22 protein-coding genes and 1 other RNA gene are annotated in these 23,201 nt (G+C 37.8%); 5 read left to right on the top strand and 18 right to left on the bottom strand.

All coding sequences use genetic code 11. From position 1 onward, the window contains the following. The first annotated feature begins 59 nt into the window (after positions 1-59). A complete protein-coding gene (locus IGJ66_RS07095) occupies positions 60-386 on the top strand; it encodes a hypothetical protein (protein ID WP_067482287.1) in 327 nt (108 codons plus the stop codon). A 99-nt stretch (positions 387-485) separates the two neighbouring features. On the opposite strand, the gene IGJ66_RS07100 is transcribed toward IGJ66_RS07095, so the two are convergent. The 6 genes from IGJ66_RS07100 to IGJ66_RS07125 form a co-directional block, all read right to left on the bottom strand. Continuing rightward, on the bottom strand, positions 486-1,136 hold the full coding sequence (locus tag IGJ66_RS07100) for an HD domain-containing protein (protein WP_086270897.1): 651 nt from the start codon (positions 1,134-1,136) through the stop codon (positions 486-488). 96 nt (positions 1,137-1,232) lie between these two features. Beyond that, the gene (locus tag IGJ66_RS07105; RefSeq protein WP_430616428.1) at positions 1,233-2,729 is read right to left on the bottom strand and encodes a carboxypeptidase M32; all 1,497 of its coding nucleotides are present in this window, start codon (positions 2,727-2,729) and stop codon (positions 1,233-1,235) included. A gap of 38 nt (positions 2,730-2,767) precedes the next feature. Further along, positions 2,768-3,931 (bottom strand): THUMP domain-containing class I SAM-dependent RNA methyltransferase, encoded by a 1,164-nt coding sequence (locus IGJ66_RS07110; RefSeq protein ID WP_067482293.1) that lies wholly within the window; start codon positions 3,929-3,931, stop codon positions 2,768-2,770. A gap of 69 nt (positions 3,932-4,000) precedes the next feature. Further along, positions 4,001-4,368: RNase P RNA component class B (gene rnpB / locus IGJ66_RS07115), an RNA gene on the bottom strand. Between the two features lie 16 nt (positions 4,369-4,384). After that, positions 4,385-4,795, bottom strand: a complete 411-nt coding sequence (gpsB, locus tag IGJ66_RS07120; protein ID WP_067482295.1) for a cell division regulator GpsB — start codon at positions 4,793-4,795, stop codon at positions 4,385-4,387. 94 nt (positions 4,796-4,889) lie between these two features. Next, positions 4,890-5,429 (bottom strand): DUF1273 domain-containing protein, encoded by a 540-nt coding sequence (locus tag IGJ66_RS07125; RefSeq protein ID WP_075491697.1) that lies wholly within the window; start codon positions 5,427-5,429, stop codon positions 4,890-4,892. 63 nt (positions 5,430-5,492) lie between these two features. Here IGJ66_RS07125 and recU point away from each other — a divergent pair, with 63 nt between their 5' ends. Continuing rightward, positions 5,493-6,125 (top strand): Holliday junction resolvase RecU, encoded by a 633-nt coding sequence (recU, locus tag IGJ66_RS07130; protein ID WP_095803677.1) that lies wholly within the window; start codon positions 5,493-5,495, stop codon positions 6,123-6,125. Continuing rightward, the gene (locus IGJ66_RS07135) at positions 6,125-8,458 is read left to right on the top strand and encodes a PBP1A family penicillin-binding protein (RefSeq protein ID WP_218657835.1); all 2,334 of its coding nucleotides are present in this window, start codon (positions 6,125-6,127) and stop codon (positions 8,456-8,458) included. The genes recU and IGJ66_RS07135 overlap by 1 nt, the downstream gene beginning before the upstream one ends. 52 nt (positions 8,459-8,510) lie before the next feature. Here IGJ66_RS07135 and nth read toward each other — a convergent pair whose 3' ends face one another. The 11 genes from nth to IGJ66_RS07190 all read right to left on the bottom strand — a co-directional run bounded on the left by nth (position 8,511) and on the right by IGJ66_RS07190 (position 19,558). Next, the gene (nth, locus tag IGJ66_RS07140; protein WP_067482306.1) at positions 8,511-9,176 is read right to left on the bottom strand and encodes an endonuclease III; all 666 of its coding nucleotides are present in this window, start codon (positions 9,174-9,176) and stop codon (positions 8,511-8,513) included. 20 nt (positions 9,177-9,196) lie between these two features. Next, a complete protein-coding gene (locus IGJ66_RS07145; protein ID WP_430616429.1) occupies positions 9,197-9,916 on the bottom strand; it encodes a DnaD domain protein in 720 nt (239 codons plus the stop codon). 191 nt (positions 9,917-10,107) lie between these two features. Further along, positions 10,108-11,001, bottom strand: a complete 894-nt coding sequence (locus IGJ66_RS07150) for an SDR family oxidoreductase (protein WP_430616430.1) — start codon at positions 10,999-11,001, stop codon at positions 10,108-10,110. Positions 11,002-11,056: 55 nt separating this feature from the next. Then, positions 11,057-11,998 (bottom strand): magnesium transporter CorA family protein, encoded by a 942-nt coding sequence (locus tag IGJ66_RS07155; protein ID WP_067482312.1) that lies wholly within the window; start codon positions 11,996-11,998, stop codon positions 11,057-11,059. 259 nt (positions 11,999-12,257) lie between these two features. Then, positions 12,258-12,539 carry a DUF5960 family protein gene (locus IGJ66_RS07160; protein WP_067482314.1) on the bottom strand — a complete coding sequence of 94 codons (282 nt, stop codon included), beginning with the start codon at positions 12,537-12,539 and terminating at the stop codon, positions 12,258-12,260. Positions 12,540-12,686: 147 nt separating this feature from the next. Then, positions 12,687-14,039: an NADH oxidase gene (locus IGJ66_RS07165; RefSeq protein WP_067482316.1), complete on the bottom strand. Its 1,353-nt coding sequence runs from the start codon at positions 14,037-14,039 to the stop codon at positions 12,687-12,689. A gap of 324 nt (positions 14,040-14,363) precedes the next feature. Next, positions 14,364-14,810, bottom strand: coding sequence for a peroxide-responsive transcriptional repressor PerR (perR, locus tag IGJ66_RS07170; RefSeq protein ID WP_067482318.1), 447 nt, complete (start codon positions 14,808-14,810; stop codon positions 14,364-14,366). Between the two features lie 190 nt (positions 14,811-15,000). Next, positions 15,001-15,927: a cysteine synthase A gene (gene cysK, locus IGJ66_RS07175; RefSeq protein WP_430616431.1), complete on the bottom strand. Its 927-nt coding sequence runs from the start codon at positions 15,925-15,927 to the stop codon at positions 15,001-15,003. Between the two features lie 165 nt (positions 15,928-16,092). Next, positions 16,093-16,980 carry a glucosaminidase domain-containing protein gene (locus tag IGJ66_RS07180; protein ID WP_430616432.1) on the bottom strand — a complete coding sequence of 296 codons (888 nt, stop codon included), beginning with the start codon at positions 16,978-16,980 and terminating at the stop codon, positions 16,093-16,095. 234 nt (positions 16,981-17,214) lie between these two features. Further along, on the bottom strand, positions 17,215-19,209 hold the full coding sequence (tkt, locus tag IGJ66_RS07185) for a transketolase (protein ID WP_430616433.1): 1,995 nt from the start codon (positions 19,207-19,209) through the stop codon (positions 17,215-17,217). A 109-nt stretch (positions 19,210-19,318) separates the two neighbouring features. Then, positions 19,319-19,558, bottom strand: coding sequence for a DUF896 family protein (locus tag IGJ66_RS07190; RefSeq protein WP_067482326.1), 240 nt, complete (start codon positions 19,556-19,558; stop codon positions 19,319-19,321). A 145-nt stretch (positions 19,559-19,703) separates the two neighbouring features. Between IGJ66_RS07190 and lexA the strand changes: the two genes are divergently transcribed. Next, on the top strand, positions 19,704-20,327 hold the full coding sequence (gene lexA, locus IGJ66_RS07195; RefSeq protein ID WP_067482328.1) for a transcriptional repressor LexA: 624 nt from the start codon (positions 19,704-19,706) through the stop codon (positions 20,325-20,327). Between the two features lie 136 nt (positions 20,328-20,463). Beyond that, positions 20,464-20,682: a hypothetical protein gene (locus IGJ66_RS07200; RefSeq protein ID WP_067482330.1), complete on the top strand. Its 219-nt coding sequence runs from the start codon at positions 20,464-20,466 to the stop codon at positions 20,680-20,682. A gap of 287 nt (positions 20,683-20,969) precedes the next feature. On the opposite strand, the gene IGJ66_RS07205 is transcribed toward IGJ66_RS07200, so the two are convergent. Then, positions 20,970-23,192: an immunoglobulin-like domain-containing protein gene (locus IGJ66_RS07205; RefSeq protein WP_430616434.1), complete on the bottom strand. Its 2,223-nt coding sequence runs from the start codon at positions 23,190-23,192 to the stop codon at positions 20,970-20,972. Between the last annotated feature and the right edge of the window lie 9 nt (positions 23,193-23,201).

Consider the following 23,201-nt stretch of genomic DNA (forward strand, 5'->3'; position numbering starts at 1 on the left):
ATTATTTCTCAATTCAGCCAATTTGAAGTATCATAAATGGTATACGAGGAGGTGTCGAAGTGCTGAATTTCTATTTTGTCTTTGGAGTTCCAGTTTTTTTATTCGTGCTGTATTTAGGATTTGCGTATCTACGCAAAAAAACCAAAATCCATTATCTAGGTTTTATTTTGTTGATTATTTCCGGCTTCATGATGGTTTTCAACCTTCAAACATGGCAACAAGCCGCCACTGAACTGCAGAACATTTCGTCACAAACACTTTCCGCTCAAATCGGTTATCCAGTTTATCTGATCTGGTTACCAATCATTATAGCTGGTTGTTTATTCTTCTTAAATCTGATTCGTGGCTATCGTCGCTTAACAAGTTTTAAGAAAAAGAACTCTTAGCTTTTTACTAACATAAATACTACGATAATTGTCGTGGTATTTTGTTTTTTATCTAAGTTTACATAATAAATAATTAGTTAACAAACTTCATTTACTCCGCTAATCACTTGTATTCTCCCACTCTTGATAAAATTCTTTTAAAAAATCACGCATAAATCGTTCACGACGTTGCGCTTCTGTTTTCCCATAAACGGTATTCATTTGTGCAGGCAATAAAAATAACTTTTCATAAAAATGATTGATAACGGTGGAACCTTTACGATAATCGGCTTTGTTCGCATACTTTTGTGGCAGCATCTCAGGATCATGAATGGGATGACCATGTCCACCACCAAAATAAGCTGTTCTCAAAATCCCAATTGCACCTAATGCATCCAGCCGATCTGCATCTTGAACAATTTCTCCTTCAATCGTTAATTCTTCAGCATTTTCTCCAAGACTTTTAGAAAAGGACATATTTTCAATAATAGAAAAAATTGCGGTAATTTGATGCTCGGTTAAATCAATCTCTTTTAAAAAAGTAACTAATTCTTTTTTCGCCTGTGCTTCATCAGAAACGACTTTATCATCAATCGTATCGTGAAGATAAGCCGCCGCCAAGGTAATTTCTCGATTAGCAGTTGGTTCTGTTGCTAAGATATCTGTTGCTAACTGAACAACTCGCTTCGTATGGTCTTCTCCATGACCTGTTTGATCATTTTTCAATTGATTGAAACTATACGCAGCTATCTTTTTTAGTTTTTCGCCCATTTTTCTACCCCCACATTAATTTTCTCCTCATTTTTAACAAATTCATCGAACAGAAAAAGTCTGGAACAAATGAAACAATGTTCCAGACTTCCAGTTTTAGTTTACTTGGTACACGTCGAAGTATAGGTTTCGCATATATTCAATCAAATAATTAGGATTTAGTGGTTCATTTGTAGCATCCTGAATCAATTGGTTTGGTTTTCTTGAAGCCCCATATTGGTGAATATGTTTTTCCATCCACTTCTTGATTGGTGAATAGTCATCTGAAGCTAAAACCTCATCAATTGACAATTCTTTTTCTAGTGCATGTAATAGTTGCGCTGCATACATGTACCCAAGAGCATATGAAGGGAAATAGCCAAAACTTGCACCTGACCAGTGGACATCTTGAAGGATTCCTTCCAGATCATTGGTTGGCCGAACACCTAAATATTCTTCGTATTTTTGATTCCAGACTTCTGGAAGTTCAGCAATTGCTAAATTTTCATTGAAAATCATTTTCTCGATTTCGTAACGAATAATAATATGCAAAGGATAAGTTAAACTATCTGCCTCAATGCGAATCAAACTTGCTCGTGTACGTTTCAATGAGCGGTAGAAATCAGCAAACGCAATATCAGCAAATGCTCCTTCTGCGCATTCTTGGAAGAAAGGATATTGTTTTTCCCAGAAGCTTCGATTGCTTCCAACAATAATTTCGTTAAATAAAGATTGCGATTCATGAATGCCCATTGAAGCGCCTTGATAAACGGGTGTATACGCATATTTATCGTCAATATCTTGTTCATACATTCCGTGACCTGCTTCATGGATAACACCAAAAACAGCCATTTGAAAATCATGTTCATTCCAACGAGTTGTGATTCGTGCATCATTAGGATTGATTCCAGTCATAAATGGATGGATTGTATCATCTAAACGTCCTCGGCTGAAATCATACCCTAATTGTTCGATAACGCCCACAACGAATCGCTTTTGTTGTTCTTTCGTCATTTTACGTGAAAGAAAACTGGTTTCAGGTTCTATTCCTTTTTCACTAATTTCTTCACGAATAGACATGATTCCATCTTTTAATTGTGCAAATACTTTGTCTAGAATTTCAACAGTCATGCCTGGTTCATACTGATTCAACAGCACGTCATAAGGCGTCTTTTCGTCTTTTTGCCAATAAGGAATCAGCTCTTTAGTCAATTCAATATTTTGTGTCAACGCTGATTCAAAATCAGCAAACTGTTTTGTTTCTCGTGATTTTTGCCATTGACCATGCGCAGAAGAAATTGCTGCGCTATATTTTGTCATCAATTCTTGAGGCACATTATGTTCTAGTTCAAAGTCTTCTTTCACTTTTCGATATGCGGCTTGACCTACTTCAGACAATTCTTCTGGATGCTCGCCAAAATAAGCAAGTGCTTCCTCGATTTTAGGTCCTACTTTTTTCGCAAAGTAAAGTCTGTACAAGTAACTGTCAACAGCACTACGGTATTCACTGGCTTTTTCAGGCATCCCTGTCTGTGTATCCCAGTCCAAAATACCTAATGCTTGTTGCAAAAGGTTAATTTCTTTTAATTCTTGTAAAAATTCTGTTTCTTTCATCTGTCATTCCTCCAAAAATCCAAATTTAAAAACAAATCCTAATCTTCTTTTTTCGCACGAGGTGGACGTGTTCCCCAGTACTGGAATAAATCAGTTCTTAAAGCACCGTTATATAATTTACGTTTCTTTGTTGCTTTTTGTCCGTAATATTCTTCAAATGCTAAATCACTGGTCAAGATGTATTTACTCCATGTTTTCAATGGTCTAAATACGTCACCCATTTCTCGATACAGCTTACGAACTGTTTCTTCCTCACCCAAGCGTTCTCCATACGGTGGGTTAGCAACGATTACGCCATATTCTTTATCCGTCTTGAAATCTTTCAACGCTTGTTGCTTAAAGGTAATTGAATCACCCAATCCAATTTCTTCCGCATTCGCTTTTGCGATTTCAATCATTCGTCCATTGATATCTGAACCAGTAATATCTAGTTCTACATCGTAATCAGCTTGTTCTTCTGCTGCAGCACGTACTTCTTCCATGATGTTATTGTCAAACCATTCCCATGATTCACAAACAAACTCACGGTTAAATCCTGGTGCAATATTGTGTCCAATTAAGGCTGCCTCAATACAAATAGTTCCAGAACCACAAACAGGATCATAAAAAGGACGATCTTTACGCCATGTTGTTAGTGCGATTAGCGCAGCTGCCATATTTTCTTTTAATGGTGCGCCACCTTTTTCCAAACGATAGCCACGTTTAAATAAACTTGGTCCTGTCGTATCTAACGTGACCATCACATGGTCTTTCAGCAAAGCAACTTCTAATTGAAAATGAGCACCGGTTTCTGTCAACGGTACAGAAGCTGGCCGGTGATAATACGTACGCAAACGATCAACAATTGCTTTCTTAGTGATTGCTTGACAATCCGGTGTACTATATAGTTTTGATTTAATCGATTTTCCAGCAACTGGAAATTCTGCATCTAAAGGTAAAAAATCTTCCCATGGTAAAGCTTTCACATTTTCAAATAATTCATCAAACGTAAATGCATCAAACTCACCTACAACGATTTTGACACGGTCTGCTGTACGCAACCATAAGTTCGCTGTTGCGATTGTTTCCATCGTGCCCTCAAAACGCGCACGACCGTTTTCCACTTGACAATCAATTCCTAAATCACGTAGTTCTTTCCCAACAAGAGCTTCTAAACCGCTTGCGGCAGTTGCTACAAGGTTAAATTTTCTATTTTTATCCATACTAGTCTCCTTATTTATAAAAAAAACCTTCACAACATCGTTGGAAGGTATTCCCTGATTATTGCGATTTTCTGTAAGCCATGTTTTGTCCTTTATTCCTCCAGGGAGAAGAAATAAAGGGGTAACCATCTATCTGCAGTTTACCTGCCCTTTTGCCTTGTTCTGATTCCTAGCAAAAAGCGCCCCTACCATTGTTTGGGTTGCTCGCTCGAGGGGTTTACCGCGTTCCACCGAATAAGTTTCCCGATTCGCTTCGTCACTGTGGCACTTTCAAGGATACTAAAGCATAGTCGAAACCTTAGCTCGTTTTCCTGCCGTTACTCCTTAGAGTACCTTAGCTTATCTTTTCGCTAAGCACGAACACTACAGACATCACAGTCTGTGCGAGCATGGACTTTCCTCAGCCTGATCAAGTCAGACCGCGATTACCCGAAAACCGCAAAAATTCACTAATTAAAATTGACGTGTTTTTTCGTTGTCATCACTTGCATCTGCATTTGTATAGTTGCCTGCATTTGGTTGTGCAGAAGCAGCTGGTGTTGCTTGGTCAAGTTTTTTTCCAAAAACTTCACGTTCAAGATTTGATAAACGTTTCAAAATATCAAAGTTTGTTACTGCTGTACTCTTAGGTGCTTCTGTTGGTTGCACGCGAGTTTGTGTTCCTTGTGTTTTTGATAGTTGAGCAACTTTAGCACTCAAACGATCATTTTCTTCTTGTAAAGCAAGGAGTTCTTTGCTGTATGCTTCATAATCTTTAATAATATTGTCCAAAAATTCGTCGACTTCAATCGGATCGTATCCACGCATTTTGGTTTTGAATTCTTGTTGTAAAATGTCTTTTGGACTATAAATCAAATTCGCCATATTTACACCTCTATTTAATTCTCGTTTACATTATAACTTTTCTACTTTTCCCATTGTATCGGAAAAATAACTATAAATCAAACACTATCTTCTTTTATTCCACAGAATTTTGTAAATCATCCATGCTAATCAAATGAATCTCGTAAGGTTTAACTTCTTGCATTTTTTTTGCATCACGCAAAAAATAATCTGTTTTTCCAATGTATTCTGGGTCATAGATCAACAAAGTACCATCTGTATGTGTAAGTAGAAATTGTGTATGATTTTTTAATTGATTAGGATTTTTATAAGGTAGATGACTGACCGACTCAACGTAGTCTGCCACTTGTTCCGCTAACATTTTCTTTTCTTGATTTGTTTCGTTCCAATTACTACCAAATTCAGCAAACGGATAAATAATTCCTAGATGTAATTCAGGATACTCTTGCTTCAATTCGGCTACAACTTCAGTAACCCATAACTCAACACCAAGGTTACCACTGCTAATCACCCACTCTAATCCTTCTTCCGTTAATTGGCGAATTTCTTTTTTTAAAACATTTTTAATAACTTTGATTTTTGGATCCTTTTCCTGAAAAACACCCAGTTCAAAGCTTCGATAGCCTGAAACATAGATTACTTTCAATTGATTCACCGCCTGATTTCTTTTCTTTCTCTGCTTTTTTTTGCTATAATGTGCGCAGGAGTGTGATTAAATATGGTCTTACGCTACCCTAATGGCCAACCTTATTCTAAGGATGCCTCTTCAAAACCAAAAATTCAAGGAAAAAAAACTTCTTCTACTATTTTTGGTAACCGAGGTATGTCATTTGAAGAAGCTATCAATGAAAGCAACAACTTTTATCTGTCAAAAAATTTGGCAGTCGTTCACAAGAAACCAACACCTATTCAAATCGTTAAAGTCGATTACCCTCGAAGAAGTGCCGCAGTGATTAAGGAAGCTTACTTTACCCAAGCTTCGACAACAGATTACAACGGTGTCTATCGAGGTTTCTATTTGGATTTTGAAGCGAAAGAGACAAAAAATAAAACCTCTTTTCCATTCAACAACTTTCACGAACATCAAATCAAACACATGGAGTCTTGTTTAAAACAAGATGGTATCTGTTTTGTTTTACTATGGTTTTCTAGTCTAAAACGTTGCTTCTATTTAAATAGTACACATCTGATCGACTATTGGTATCAACAAAAAGATGGCGGTAGAAAGTCTTTGCCACTCGCATTGATTGAAGAACTTGGCATTGAAATCACCCCTGGTTTCCTACCACGCGTCCCTTATCTTGATGCCGTCGATCGCTATCTATCATTATCAAAAGGAGAAAAGCACTAATGGCAAATGAACAAACGAGAACTTCGCGAAGAAAAGCAAGTCCTCCCCAGAAAAAAGGAACGAAATCAAGTTCTGGAAATGGCTCTGGTAAACAAAAAAACGGAAAAAATTTGATTGTCAAAATCTTACTTGGTCTTGTTTTTATTGGTTGTATCTTATTCTTATCTGGTGTTGGTCTGTTTTGGTTTTATGCAAAAGACGCCCCTGCCCTCACTGACAAAGAATTAGACGCTACTGTTTCGTCAAAGCTTTATACTTCCACTGGCGAACTATTTGAGGATCTCGGTGCAGAAAAACGCGAAAAAATCACCGCCAATGAATTGCCACAGCAATTACAAGACGCCATCGTTTCTGTCGAGGATCGTCGTTTCTACAAACATATTGGTGTCGATCCTGTCCGCATTCTGGGTTCGGCGTTATCAAACTTTACGTCTGGCGGACTACAAGGCGGAAGTACTTTGACTCAGCAATTGATCAAACTTTCCTTCTTCTCAACCAAAGCAGAAGATCAAACGCTAAAGAGAAAAGCACAAGAAGCTTGGATGGCTGTCAAGCTAGAGCAAGAAAAATCAAAAGAAGAAATTCTGACTTACTACGTAAATAAAGTCTATATGGCAAATGGTTTTTATGGCATGGAAACAGCCGCAGAAATGTACTTTGGAAAAAGATTACCCGAGTTATCGTTAGCACAAACGGCGCTTCTAGCTGGGATGCCTCAAGCACCTTCCGCTTATGATCCATATACTTATCCTGAACAAGCAAAAAAACGCCGTGATATTGTCCTTTACACAATGCTGCAAAACGAAAAAATCACTCAAGCAGAGTACGATCAAGCAGTAAATGTGCCCGTAACAGATGGCCTGCAAGAATTATCTTCAGGTGATGACAATACAAAAATCGTAGATAACTATGTAAAAGAAGTAATCAACGAGATCGAAGAAAAAACAGACAAGAATGTTTACACCGATGGTCTTGATATTTACACAAATCTTGATTTAGATGCTCAGAAACAACTATATAATATTGTAAATACCGATCAATACGTCACTTATCCTGATGATCAAATGCAAGTTGCTTCCACTTTGATTGACACAAAAACAGGACAAGTCAAAGCACAAATCGGTGCTCGAAAAGTCGCTGAAGACGTTACTCTTGGAAACAACCTGGCTGTCAATACATCACGTGATTTTGGTTCAACGATGAAGCCAATTACGGATTATGCACCTGCCTTTGAGTATTTAAAATATTCTACTGGCAAAACGATTTCCGATGCTCCTTATAACTACGAAGGAACAACTACGCCTGTCATGAACTGGGATAACCGCTACATGGGGACAATCACTTTACGACAAGCACTATACGACTCACGAAATGTTCCGGCAGTTAAACTCTTTAACGAAGTTGGTGCGGACAAGGTCGCTTCTTTCTTAAGCGGTATTGGCATTGATTACCGTACGATTCATCAATCAAACGCCATTTCAAGTAATACAGAAGAGCAGGACGGAACAAAATATGGTGCTTCTTCCTTAAAAATGGCGGCGGCTTACGCAGCTTTAGCCAACGGTGGTACCTACTACAAACCACAATACGTCAACAAAGTAATCTATCAGGACGGAACAGAGGAAACATTTGATCCTGAAGGAACCAGAGCGATGTCAGAAGAAACTGCCTACATGGTAACTGATATCTTGAAAGACACTTTGACAAAAGGAACTGGGACTAACGCTCAGATTCCCGGCTTATACCAAGCTGGTAAGACTGGCACATCTAACTATACAGACGATGAATACGCAAAAATTGGTCTTTCTTCTGGTGTCTATCCTGATATTTTATTTGCTGGATATACACCAAACTATGCGATTTCGGTTTGGACAGGCTACAATGAGAAGATGACACCAGTTACTGATGCTTCATCACACGTTGCTTCTGATGTCTATCGTGAATTGATGCAATATGTTTCTGCCAATGTTTCAAATGAAGATTGGGTCATGCCAAATGATTTGATTCGTGTAAACAATGAACTTTATTATAAAGACCAGTATACTGTACCAAGTTACAGCGCACCAAAAATTTCCAATGTTCCAGTACCTAGTTCAACGGTTGAACCAGAAACAAGCACTACTTCGTCAACCACTGTTGAGTCAAGCACAGAATCTTCAACAACGGTTGAAAGCAGCTCCTCTTCTAGCTCTTCAGTAGAACCAGCGCCTTCAAGTTCGAGCAGCTCATCGACAGTTGAATCAGAAACATCACCAGAAACACCTTCAACTGAGCCACCAACAAGTGATACTGAAAACGCCGCTCGCTCTGAAAAAGCTAGTTCGAGTTCATAAGTTGTTACTGATAACTAATTGAGCAGCATAATACACAAAAAAGGTCAGGACGTCATTTCGTCCTGGCCTTTTCTTTTTCTTTCATCCGCATTTTTCCGTCTTGGCACATCGGTAACAAAGGACAAACTTCACACTTTGGATTTCTCGCTGTGCAATGATAACGACCAAAAAAGATCATGGTATGATGTGTTTTCACCCAAAGATTTTCTGGCACTTTTCGCATCAAAGTTTCTTCCACTTCAAGTACACTTGCATTTAATTTACAAATTCGCAATCGTTTAGAAACTCGCTCGACATGTGTATCAACCGCAATAGCTGGAATTCCAAAAGCATCACCTAACACAACGTCAGCTGTCTTACGCCCCACTCCAGGCAATGACATCAGTTCTTCTCGAGTGCTAGGAACTTTTCCATTGAAACGCTCCAATAGTTGTTCCGCACAAGCTTTTATATTCTTTGCTTTGTTTCGATACAGCCCAATCGTTTTGATTTTTGGAATAATTTCTTCGACAGAAGCCTGCGCCAGTGTTTCGGGATCAGGAAATGCTTGAAATAATCCCGGTGTTGCTTTATTTACTGAAACGTCCGTTGCTTGCGCACTCAAAATCACAGCAATCAATAATTCAAAAGGATTTTTATGAACGAGTTCCCCGTGTGCATCGGGAAACATCTTGTACATTTCTTCAATCGCTAACATTGTATTTTCTTTACTTAGCATCTTGTCTTCCTCATCATTTTCTACTTCGTTTCGTTTCTCAGTTCTTCTTCCAACCAATTTGTCAAAGAAACTTTAGGCAAATCCTCTGATTGTGAAGATTGTTCTACTTCTTTTTGTAATAATTGCTGTTTACGTCGTTTTTGTTCTCCCTCAACTTGTTGCTTTGTCCGCAAATTTTTTCGTTCCCAAGATAACAAAATTCGGTCAACATAGTTAAAGCTATACGCTTGGTTCAACACTGCCTCACGCAAAGCAAGCTTTAGTACTTCTGGTTGATAGTGATCTTCTTCTAACCATTGACCAATTCGTTGGAACTCGATTGCAGACAACGGCCGACCAAATTCTTGTTCAAACGAACGGTAAACCGATTGAATTTCTTGCTCTTGTTGATTTTCTTTGGCTTTTGATGCTTGACTATCTAAATACTTTTCAAGTCGTTCATATAACGGAAGTAAATTGTATTGATCCGCTTTTTTACCATCAACAGTAATCGTCTCAATTGCGATAAAGCCACCACTAACCAATCGATTTAAAATTTGATAAACCTGATCTGATTTCAAGCCCATGTTGATTGCTATCAACTGTAAGTCAGGAAAAGAGTCTCCTTCTTGTTGCTTCATATGCAACTGCAAAACAAACAGAAACTCTTCTGATTCTAACCCCATTTTCCGGTAATTTACGAATAATAAATTAGAAATAGTGGTCTGTCCTGATTGTAGATATTTGGTTAAACTTAGCATGTTCTTTTCCTCCGCTTCAAAATCAGTATACGGAAAAAGAGCAAGTGAAGCAAGTTTGCCTGATTGATTCTTGATTTGACTTCGTTATAAACTGACTAAGGAAGGCACCAAGAATCTTTACCTTACGATTCTTGGTGCCTCCCTCTCCCACTCATTTATCCCCATTGAACAAAGAGTATGATTCATGTTTTTTACAGGTTGATTGCCTCGCCGCCAGTTACACCATAAATTTGTGCCGTAACATAACTTGCTTTATTTGAGGCTAAAAACACATATACTGGTGCTAATTCGGCTGGCTGACCTGCACGTTTTAAAAGGCTATCTTGTCCAAATTCTGGGATAGCTTCGCTCGGTTGCCCATCATCAAGCTGTAATGGTGTCCAAATTGGTCCCGGAGCGACAGCATTCACCCGAATACCTTTCGGCGCTAACTGCTTCGCTAAGCCAATCGTAAAATTCGCAATAGCAGCTTTAGTAGCTGCGTAATCAAGTAGATGTTCGCTTGGATTTGTCGCCTGGACAGAAGTTGTATTAACAATAGCTCCTCCAGCTGGAAGATGAGGAACTGCTTCTTTAACCAAAGAAAACATGGCAATGATATTTACCATAAAGGTATCTTTTACTTGTTGCATCGGCAATTCTTCAATGGATGAACAAGAAATTTGTTGCCCAGCGTTTAGAATTAATGTATCAATGCCACCTAATTCAGCTACTGTTTGGCGAATGATTTCCTTAGGTGCTTGCTCATCACGCAAATCAAAAGGCAACAGTACTACTTTGCGACCCGCTTTCTCAATTAGCATTGCAACTTCCTTCGCATCATCTTCTTCTCCAGGAAAAAATTGTAATGCGATATCTGCACCTTCTCGTGCAAAGGCAATAGCAACAGCACGTCCAATACCAGAATCCCCACCAGTAATCAGCACACGGCGATTTTCTAATTGATTGGCCCCTTTGTAAGTTTTTTCACCACAATCTGGTACAGGTTTCATATTTTGTTGGAGAGCTGGTGTATCTTGGTCTTGCTTTGGAAATTTTTCCGTATGGTATAATTTTCGCGGATCTATTAACTTTGGTTCAGTCATACTATTCCTCCTATTTAAAACAAATTTTTCTTCAAAAAAAGCAACTCATACCTAACTACTTTGTGTAATCTTTCGTCAGTAAATGAAGTGCGACCGCAGCTGTTGCTACGGCAGAACCAATTAAAACCAGCAAAAAGCCTAATTCAGAACTTCGTCCCGGTAGTCCACCTGTATTCATCCCCCAGATTCCCGCAATCATTGCTGGAACAGAGATGACCAAGGTTGCTGAATCAAGATACTTCATCAAATGGTTTAAGTGATTATCCATCATCCCACTGAAAAGATTCCCAATACTTTCGAGTAAATCGCGATAAATCGAAATCATTTTTTCCGTCTGTCTTTGTCTTAGTTTCACATCATAAAGCAATTGATCGTCAGCTAGCTTCTCCGCAAAATGATTCACTTCCCACAGTTCATCCAGCGTTTCTTTTTGATCTCGTAATGTATGGTCGATATAAACAATGGCACGCTCTAAATCAGCTTGTTTATAGAGTTCCTCATTCTCAGTGGTCCTGCGTGCGCCTTCATCTAGCGAATCAATTTCTTGCTTCATTTTTTTCAATTCTTTGACAAAGTGCATATAACTATTCAAAATCGTATATGCAATAACTTTTTCAAACGAAATCAGTTCAGTCTGATATTTTTCAACTAAACTTTCAATAAACATCGTTTCGTTTTCGACACAAGTAATCAGTAAATCATCCGAAACGACAAACGAAATTGGCGTTAATCGCTCTTCGATTTTTTGACTATTGCTGGAAAGGTTAAGCAATACCAGTGAGAATGCATTAGCTAGCTTCGTTCCAGGGAGATACTCGACTCTCGAAATCGCTTCAGGGTAAGAAATGCCAATAAAGATTTCTTTAGGTAACTGATATTTTTGTGTGATGTTTTCAATCGTTACTACATCGCTATGATTAATGATTAGCCAATTGCTCTTGGCTTTATCCACCTCCGTTACCTTGTGCTGTTTATCAATAAAGTAATACTTTGGCATTCTTTTTTCCTCCCTTGTGATTTATTTCAGTCTTTCTTTCAAACGAAACAGTTTCGTTTCCTCCCCCTATAATTAGGATAAACGTTCCAATTTTTTTATTCAAAGGATTTGATTTAAGTTCGTTTTGTCCTCAAAAAATAGTTAGTATGCTTAACAGCTTTCAGTCTACGACTAGCAAATAGAACAGTTCTTGCTAGTAAAGTAAAAAGACCACATAGAATCGTTCTATGTGGTCTTTCGTACTATTTCCTTGCTCTGATTATTCATCTGTTTCTAAAACGTAAGGCTCACCTTCATACGTATAACTTGTATTTAATGTGCCATCATTTTCATCTGCATACACACGACGGCTAAATGGGAAACAATGGCTCTTTCCATCCACTGCATTTTCTTTGGCCAAGGTGAAGTGATTTGCTTGTGTCTTATTTAATTCTTCAATCACTTGATCCGCTAACTGATCAATTGTTTCATTATTTTGTTTTGCAAATTTTTGATAATCTTTTAAAAATGCTGCTTGTTGGTTAAAGTATTCTTTTTCCATTTGACATTCCTCCAATTTAAACTCCTTCTTTATTTTCACAAAAAATCCGCTAGATTACAACTAATTATACTTTTGAAGCCTTCAAACACTCCCAGAACAAAGAAACACGCCGACAATTCTTCAACTGTTTGTCGGCGTGTTCGTTGTTTATTTATTTTCTGCAATTTCAGCTAAAGCTGCTTGTGCAAGTAAGTTCAAGTAGTTCCAAGGACGATCAAAGTGTGGTTGGAAGAAGAAATCAGATAATGCTAGATCTTCAACTGTCATTTTGTTTTGTACAGCAAGTGACAATGTATTAGCAGATTGTGTAATGTCATATTTCGACATAAATTGTGCACCAACAATACGATTTGTTCCATTTTCATAAACTAATTCCATCAACACTTTTTCAGTTGTTGGCATAAACTCTGGACGATAATTATCTTCAAATAAAGTGGCATGAACATCCAAATTATTTAATGGCGCACTTTCAAGTGTTACACCAGTTGAGCCAATTGTCCAACCAAATAGATATAAACCTGATGTTCCTTGTGTACCACGATAATGCATTTTATTTTCAGTTAAGTTATATCCAATCAACAAACCTTGGCGAACGGCATTTGTTGCCAATGGAATATAATTTTGTGTATTCGAAGGGTTATAGTGAACAACAGCTGAATCACCGGCTGCAAAAATGTCTGGGTTACTTGTTTGCATATATTCATTGACCTTGATTGCGCCGTTTGGCAATGTATCAACTTTTCCAGCAACCAACTCTGTATTTGGTTTAAAACCAACACATAAAATAACCATATCAGCATCAAATGTTTCACTAGGTGTTTTGACTTGTTTTACTTTGCCTTCTTCATCTGAGATAAACTCTGATACATTTTCACCCAAAGCCAAAGTTACTCCACGATCAACCAATTCTTTTTCCAGAACATCTGTGAATGGTTTATCCAAATATTTATTTAAAATACGGTCTAGCCCGTCAATTAAAGTTACTTGTTTTCCAGATTCAACAAAAGCTTCAACCAATTCGATTCCAATATAGCCTCCACCAACGATTACGACGCGTTTTGCATCTTTAGCTTGTGCAATAATTTCATTTGCTTGGTTATAGTTTTTACATAGTAAAATATTTTCTGATTCGATTCCTTTGATTGGCGGAATAATTGGCCATGAACCTGTTGTCATAACTAATTTGTCATAAGAAACTGTTTCAACTTCACCAGTCTTTAAATTTTCTGCAGTTACAGTTTTATTTTCTGTATCAACATCTGTAACATTGTGTTCCATTTTGACTGTCGCACCTAGCCCAGAAAGTTCGTCTGGATTTGAGTAAAACAACCCAGCAGGATCTTTAACTACGCCTCCAACATACAAAGCAATCCCACATGATAAGAATGAGATATTGTCATTACGTTCATAAATTGTTACTTCTGCTTCTGGATGATTATTTAAAATACTTTTTACAGCTGCTGTTCCAGCGTGGGTGCAGCCAATTACAACTACTTTCATGGTAATCCCTCTTCCTGCTAAACTTTTTGTCTTTTGACAATGCTAACTATAGCAAAAATAAAACGTATTCAGAAATTTTATGCTTGTGAATTCACAAGGTAAAATTCGCTTACTTTTTAAAAGGAAACAGGAAGAAAACCTGTTAAAAAAAGCCTCGCGCCGTAGTGTTTGAGACTTCACAAAAAAAAGGATTGTGAAAGCGCAAAAAAATAAAAAACTATTTTATCCAAAATTCAGATAAAATAGTTTTTTATTGCTTTCTTTTTCACCAAGTATCGCCAAAATAGATTAATTACGTTTTTTCTTTTGTGATACATTTTTTAATTAAACAGACTCACTTGCACGTGCTTGCTGACATTCTGGACACAAGCCATACAGTTCAAGACGATGTTCGTTAATCTCAAAATCAGTCAAACGACTTGCAGCCATCTCAACATCTTCAAGACCAGGATAATGAAAGTCCACGATTTTCCCACAGTTTTGACAAATCACATGGTAATGGCGTGTCGAAGTAAAGTCAAAACGACTTGACGCGTCACCGTAACTCATTTCCTGTACAAAACCAATAGATGTAAATAACCGAAGATTATTATAAACAGTTGCGACACTCATATTTGGAAAACGATGTTCTAACGCTTTATAGATTTCATCAGCTGTTGGATGAGAATGATGTTCGATTAAATACTCTAAAATTGCATATCTTTGAGGTGTGATACGAATATTTTCATGCTTCAGTTTTTCGATTGCCTCGTCTACCAATTTGTTGCCCACATTGACACCTCCTACGTAGTCATTCACATATTATCATACTATTTTTATTTTTTAAAATCTACATTTCATACAGATAAAATTAAAATTCATGCTTTTCTATTAAAAATGTTAAAGTGAACCTAAAGATTAATAAGGTATATAAAAAAGGCCAAGACAAATTTTCGTCTTGACCTTTTTGGTATCATTGATTTTAGTCCTCTTGATACAATGCAGTTGATAGGTAACGTTCGCCATTGTCTGGCACAATAACTAAAACTTTTTTTCCTTTACCTAATTCTTTCGCAATTTTTAAACCGGCTGCAATTGCAGCACCAGAAGAAATCCCCACTAAAAAGCCTTCTTGGCGACCGACTTTTCTTGAAGTTTCCATTGCTTCTTCACCAGTGATTGGTAAAATTTCATCGTAAACTTTCGTATCAAGTGTATTTGGTATAAATCCTGTTCCGATTCCTTGAATTTTGTGTGGACCAGCTGGTTTTCCTTCTAAAACTGCTGATTCAGCAGGCTCAACACCGATCACTTTAATTTCAGGATAAACACGTTTCAATTCATGTCCGGCACCAGTAATTGTTCCTCCTGTTCCAATTCCAGAAACAAAAGCGTCTAACCCAGCTACTCCAAAAGCAGCTTGAATTTCAGGACCAGTTGTCTTTTCGTGGATTTCAGGATTTGCTGGATTTTCAAACTGAAGCGGTAAGAAATAATCATGTTCTTTTGCTAAACGTTCTGCTTCTCTAATGGAACCAGAAATGCCATCAGCTCCAGGTGTTAAAATTAATTCAGCGCCGTAAGCCTTCATTAGCAATCGACGTTCCATACTCATTGTTTCAGGCATTACGATAATCACTCGGTAGCCCTTGGCTGCTCCGACCATTGCTAAGCCAATCCCTGTATTACCAGAAGTAGGTTCAATAATTGTGTCACCAGGTTTCAGACTTCCGTCTTGTTCCGCTTTTTCAATCATGCTTAAGGCAATGCGATCTTTCACGCTACCTCCCGGATTGAAAAATTCCAATTTAACATAAACTTCTGCAGAATCCTCTGGAACTATTTTGTTTAATTTAACGATTGGTGTTTCTCCAATCAAATCAGTAATTGCTTGATAGATTTGTGGCATGAAACTCTCTCCCTTCGACCTGTCTTTACTTCTTCATCATAATACAACCCCATGCTATCTGGCGAATATTTCGTCTTAAAAAATGCGACAAAAAAGTAGTTTAGATATTTGATCTAAACTACTTTTTAAAAAATCTTATCTCAAAACGATTAACGACTTAAGTTATTAAACAGTTAACTCTTGTCCAACCATTAGTGAATAGTCGCTTAATCCGTTTTTCGCCATTAAATCATCAATGGTCATCCCAAATTTTTGGGCAATTCCCCATAATGAATCACCAGAAACAACCGTATAAGTTTGACCTGTTCCAGTTGACTGCGCGCTTTCACCATAACTTGATTGTGTCATAGATGAAGTCGTCGTTGTGGTCGTGGTTGTTGTCGTGCTTGAAACAGCACCAGTTGATGGTGTGTCAAAACGTGTTAAATTGTACGTACTAATCAATGAATTTAGCTTATCACCATAAGTTGGGTCAGTAGCATAGCGACCTGTCAAATAAGCTGTAGCATCATAAACGCTTGTCGTATTGCTTTTCCAAGCACCTGAATAGTGATAATCACCAGTTGAAAAACTAGTTGAACGTAGCACATTCGCATGGTCTTGGAATGATTCCCAATAAGAAGAGTATTTACGGAATGGTTCATTCATCGTCACCCATTGACCATTTAAATACTCTTTTGTCGGCATATAAACAACGGCACCATTATAACTTCCTTTAACACCAAATAAGTTATAATTCGGCGCACTTGCTAATCCAGATGTTCCATAAGCACTTTCAAGTAATGCTTGGGCAATCATCACAGAAGCATACAAATCATTGTTGGCAGCAACTTCTGACGCAGACCAACCAATTTGGTTAATGAAAGACTGAGGATCAGTTGTTGTTTGGCTCGCACTTTGTTCATCTGCATGTGCACTTTGTGGTGCTGCTGTAACCATCATTGGCCCAACCAAAAGACTTGTCCCCATTAATGGAGCAATGGCTTTTTTATTAATCACCATAGGTTTCTTCGCCTTATGATGACGGGCGCTACGGGTTTTCAGCTCTTGCATTCGTATTCCTCCTCAAAATAAAAAAACTTTAAATAAAAGTTCTCTCCTTAAAACAAACTTAATTAAATAAATTATACGTTTATTTTGACAAAATCTCAATTTAATCTGAACGTTTTCTACTCATGTAACGAAATTGTAACACTACAGAAATCAAACAGCAATCTTTCTTTACTCAATAAAACAAGCTGGGAATTTACCCCAGCTTGCTTCTTTCATAATCAAATTACTTGTTTTTTATAGTTCTTCGTAGGTTTTTACAACATTTTCAACTGTGAAACCAAATTCTTCAAGAATTTTATTTCCTGGTGCTGATGCGCCAAAGTGATTAATTGTAATTGTTGTTCCTTCTGTTCCAACGTAACGTTCCCAGCCAAATGGTGCAGCCGCTTCGATCGCAACACGTTTAGTTACAGCTTTAGGAAGAACACTTTCTTTGTATTCAGCAGATTGCGCTTCAAACAAGTCAAAACTTGGCATTGAAACGACAGAAACGTCTTTGCCATTTTCAGCTAATACTTTCTGTGCTTTAACCGCTAAATCAACTTCTGAACCAGTTGCAATCAAGATACCTTCTGGTGTTTCACCTTGTGCAGGAGAAAGTACATAAGCACCTTTTTTCACCATCTCATCAGCTTTTTCTTTTGTTGATGGAAGAACTGGTAAGTTTTGACGACTCAACACTAAAATTGTTGGTGTTTCTGTTGACTCCATGGCAATTTTCCAAGCAGCACGTGTTTCATTGCCATCAGCTGGACGTACAACATGAACGCCTGGCATGCAACGAACAGAAGCGAGTTGTTCGATTGGTTCATGTGTTGGACCATCTTCACCCACTGCTACTGAATCATGTGTTAGTACATAAATAACTGGTGCTTTTTGAATGGAAGCAAGACGAATAGCTGGACGTAAGTAATCCGTGAATACAAAGAATGTTCCACCATAAATACGTGTACCGCCATGTAATTGGATTCCGTTCATCGCTGTTGCCATAGCAAATTCGCGAACGCCAAACCAGATGTTTCGACCTTCGTAGTTACCTGGTTCGAAATCAGTTTCAGCTGCAACCATTGTATTATTTGAGCCAGATAAATCAGCAGAACCTCCCCATAAGCTAGGAACTGCATTTGAGATTGCTTGAATCATGTCTTTGCTTGACACACGACTTGCTTGGCTATGACCTTCATCATAACTTGGCATCTCAGCATCCCAATTTTCTGGTAGTTTTCCAGCAAACGCATCTTCAAATTGTTGCGCTAATTCTGGATAAGCATTTTTATAGTTAGCAAATTTTTCATTCCATTGTGCTTCTGCTTTTTCGCCATCTTCAACCATTTTTTCGTGGAAACGAGTTGCTACTTCTTCAGGCACTGTGAAATCTGGATAGTCCCAACCGTAAACTTCTTTAGCAATTTTAATGCCATCCGCTCCAAGAGGTGCACCATGAACAGCAGATGTACCTTCTTTAGGTGCGCCATAACCAATAACTGTTTTAACTTCAATTAATGTTGGTTTAGTTGTTTCAGCTTTAGCTGCTTCAATCGCATTTGAGATTGCTTCTAAATCATTGCCATCTTTTACTAAGATATGTTGCCAGCCATATGCTTCATAGCGCGCACCGACGTTTTCTGTGAAAGCTTTTGAAGTTGGACCATCAAGTGAAATATCATTTGAATCATATAAAACGATTAATTTACCTAATTTCATATGTCCAGCCATAGAACTTGCTTCTTGAGAAACGCCTTCCATTAAATCGCCATCACCACATAAAGCATAAGTATAATGATCGACAACATTAAAGTTTTCTTTATTATAAGTTGCTGCAAGATGTGCTTCTGCCATTGCCATACCAACAGCCATGCCAATTCCTTGACCTAGTGGACCAGTTGTTGCTTCAACGCCATCTGTATGATGTACTTCTGGATGTCCTGGTGTTTTTGATCCCCATTGACGGAATTGTTTCAAGTCATCAATTGTTACTTGATATCCAGATAAGTGAAGTAAACTGTACAACATTGCTGAACCATGACCAGCAGAAAGTACAAAACGGTCACGATCGACCCAATTTCTTGAAGTAATAGGATTTACTTTCAAATGTTTTGTCCAAAGTGCATATGCCATCGGTGCAGCACCCATCGGTAAACCTGGATGACCTGAATTTGCTTTTTGTACAGCTTCAATACTTAATGTGCGGATTGTGTTAACGCCTAGTTGATCAATTTTGTCGAACAAAAGAACCCCTCCAATTTAGGTTTTTTTTACTGTAATTCATTTCATACTCATTTTAGCGGATACAAATCAAAAAATCAATGCTTTTTGGTATTTTTTACCAAAAAGCACACTAACGGTCATGTAAGCCTTTTTCTTTTTGAATTTCTTTTAATTTATCTGGTGTAACATCGTTTCCTTCAGGATCAACAATTTTCATCCCTTCAATATGATGTCTCATACCAGAGCGAAAAGCTGTTAAATATTCTTCTCTCAATAAGATTTGTTCTTTTTCTTCTTCTTTTGAAAGTCCCTCAGCTTTTTTCTTTTTGGCTAATTCATTAATACGTGCAATTTTTTCAGGTGATAACATTATCAGCCCTCCTTTTTCTCTTCTTATATTATATAAAAAAAACAAAAAAAACAACTAGGTATCCATATTTAGATGCGAACATTTGTTTGAAACAGCGCTTTTTATGTGGTATTATTTAAATATTAAGTGAAAGAAGGTGTACTTTGTGGCCCGACAAACTGAAACACGACAAATCGAAGTCTTACGTTATATCCACGAACAAGTAACCCGAAAAGGATACCCACCAACCGTTCGCGAGATTGGTGAAGCTGTTAACCTTTCTTCAACATCAACTGTCCACGGACATTTAGCACGATTAGAAAAAAAAGGATTTATTTTGCGCGATCCGACAAAGCCACGGGCAATCGAATTAACGGACTTAGGTTTAGATCAGATTGGAATCAAGCCATCGACTATTCCAATGCTTGGCGTTGTTACAGCTGGTGAGCCGATCCTCGCTGTTGAAGACGCCTCCGACTTTTTCCCTGTACCACCAAATTTAACTTCAGAAGAAGGCAGTTTGTTCATGCTAACCATTCGGGGCGAAAGTATGATCAACGCAGGGATTTTAGACGGAGATAATGTTATCGTCCGAAAACAAGAGAGCGCTAAAAATGGAGATATTGTCATCGCTATGACGACAGAAAATGAGGCAACTTGTAAAAGGTTCTATAAAGAAAAAGATCATTTTCGTTTACAACCTGAAAATGATTTATTAGATCCAATTATTTTAGATGAGGTAGCCATTTTGGGATTGGTAGTTGGTCTCTATCGTAGCCACATTTATTAACATGATTCATTCAAAGAATTGTAGAAAAATTTCTGCAATTCTTTTTTTATTGTTCTTTCCTCTTTACAAACCGAACAAACATTCGTATAATGATTTTACGAACAAACGTTCGCACAAATAAATGAGGTGAGAATTCATGAAATCAATTAGACGTATTGGCTTGGTATTACTGGTTTTATTCTTAGGTATTTTGATTGGCAATTTTGGGATCCAACCGGCATTGATTATTTTTCTTCCGTTATTCACATTGTGGTTTATGTTGTGGGACGAAAAAAAATATCGTCAAGCCGAACAGCGTAGGCTTCATGAAGAACATTTCTATCATGAACATTACTTACGCTCTCGGCAATCTTGAAAGAAAGACCAACGTAAATAATCGTTCGTTACACCTATCTACTGGCTATCATATTTAAGGCAATTGCTCGTTTTCTACTTTGGATTAGCCAAAGTATTCATTCGATAAGATCTATTACTCTTTTATCAAAAAGAAAAAAGACTGGGACAAAGCGAAAGATTCAGTCGTTCTTAACACATTTTTCAATTTAAAAAAGCCTAAAATCAACGTTTTAAAAACGAATTTTAGGCTTTTTCTATTTAAGCTATTTTTGTTTCAGTTCCTTTTTGTATTTCTTAATTAGTTGACTATTTTTTTAACTCCCACGATGCATCACTACCTGGTACAGATTGTGTCCACCATTTAGCAAGATATTGTTTGCCATTATAGTTCACTAAATCGCCAGCGACATAAGTTCCTCCTTTGTAATAATCCACGCTTCCGTCTTCGTTTTTAATTATTTCTTTTTCCCAGACTTGTGCGGATCCTGGAGTATCTCCTTTTGTCCACCATTTTGCAGTGTAAGTTGTTCCTTGATAGCTTACCTTATCACCTTTGACGTAAACTGTCGTTGCTGAATAAGCTGAAATACTTTCTTTTTCTTGAACCGTGATTGTAATTGTTTGCGTTGTTTTTTCACCTTTACTATCAGAAACTGTATACGTGAGAACATTCGCGCCCGCTTTTGAAGTATCTACATCTCCTGTCACAGCTATTTTCGCGGTCAGGTCACCATCTTCTTGATCGTTTGCCGTTACGCCAGCCAATTTATCAAAGTTTGTTCCAACTTCAATTGTTTGATCCTTTAGACCAGAAAAAATTGGTTTCGTATTTGCATTTGGATCAACCACAGTAATCGTCCGAACCTTTTCTGAATGATTCTTCTGACTGTCTGTCACAGAATATGTTACTTGGTATTCACCAACTTTCGCAGAATCAACTGTTCCTGTCGTCGTAATTTTAGCAGTTAGGTCGCCATCTTCCTGATCAATAGCTGTCACACCTGCTAGTACATCAAACGAGTCATTTAACTCAATTGTTTCATTTGTTGCTCCTTTAATTACTGGTGCTTGATCTCTTACACCTAAATCTCCATCAAATTCACCCATAATTTTTGAAAATTCATAGGTTTCTTGCTCAAGTCCTGTATTTTTTAAATCTTCATTCAAATCGTTATCCCGATTCAACGACCAAAAAGAAAGCATTCCAATTTGTTTTTCGTTTGCATAAGCTAACAAAGCTTTAGCATCCGATTGAGTAAATGTTTCATTTGCTTGACTTGATTTTCCTACCCATGGTGTTAAACCAATTTTCTGATAAATTTGTGAATCCGTTAGGTCTTGATTAGCATCACTATAAATTCGTTTTATTTGTCCAGCTAAACTCTCTGACGCTTGTTCGACATATGTATGGTATGTATCTGTTGGTCCTGTAACAAATGACGGGCCAAAACACATCGTCATGATATTTACACCATGAACATTAACCTTTTTCTGAACAGCATCTTGTAGTACGTTATACGCGTCATTGTCTGTCCCTTCACCTACTAAACCAGTCGGTAAAACAGGGAATGTGTACCAAACGTCAGGAGCTTCGTCACCTAACTTATCTTGCATGATCTTGATTGCATCGTTATTTCTTTCCCAAGCTTCTTTGTCTCGAACGTGAGCCCCTTCAATATCGAAATCAATCGTTGTTAATCCATAATGCTCGACAATCTCAATGTATTTATCCGCAAGTTCTTCAGCGTTATCATAGACATCTTGAAGCGGCGTTCCGTTTTCACCACCAAAAGAAACCAATACATCTCCACCTTGTGCGCGGAACTCTTTGATTTGATTAGCAAATGCAGTGACAACTGAACCATTTGTTCCGGTGCCATCTACATTATAATAGCCGCCAAAAGAGGCCGTCTTCGGATTACTTGGGTCCGATACAATAAAACCAATATTTGCATAACTGATGTTTGATTTCTTCACTTCTTGACCAAGAGGATACAATCCTTGATACCCATTCTCTCCGTTATACCATAAACCACCATCAATGTACGGCGCAAAAACCTTCTCGCCCCACTTCACACCCTGTCCTGCATCAACACCTGCATACGGAGTATTTGGATCAACATTTGGATCAATCGTTGGTTCAAATGGATTAGCAGTAACACCTGCGTTAAGAGTAACTGAACCATCAGAAGCAATTGTTCCTACTTCTTCCCAGCCAGTTGAAGTTGCTTCACCTGATCCTGGCGCTACATCTGTAGCCCCATTTTTCCACCAAGTTGCTGCATAAATTTTACCATTGTGTTTGACTTGTTTTCCTGTTGTGTCTGAACTTCCAAATTCTGTTAACTTTGTGACTTCTGACCATTCCGACCAGGCCTCTTCTGTTAAACTTGTTGTTGCTTTTGAACTCGTTTTTTCTTCAGCACGAACTTGGATAATCGGCTGGATTGTTGAGACAGCAAGCCCACCTAACATCAATCCACAAATGAGCGGTGATGCTACCTTTTTTATTAGTTGTTCTTTTTTCAATAAAATCAT

The organism is Enterococcus sp. DIV0176 (assembly GCF_050528535.1).
Lineage (GTDB): Bacteria > Bacillota > Bacilli > Lactobacillales > Enterococcaceae > Enterococcus_B > Enterococcus_B thailandicus.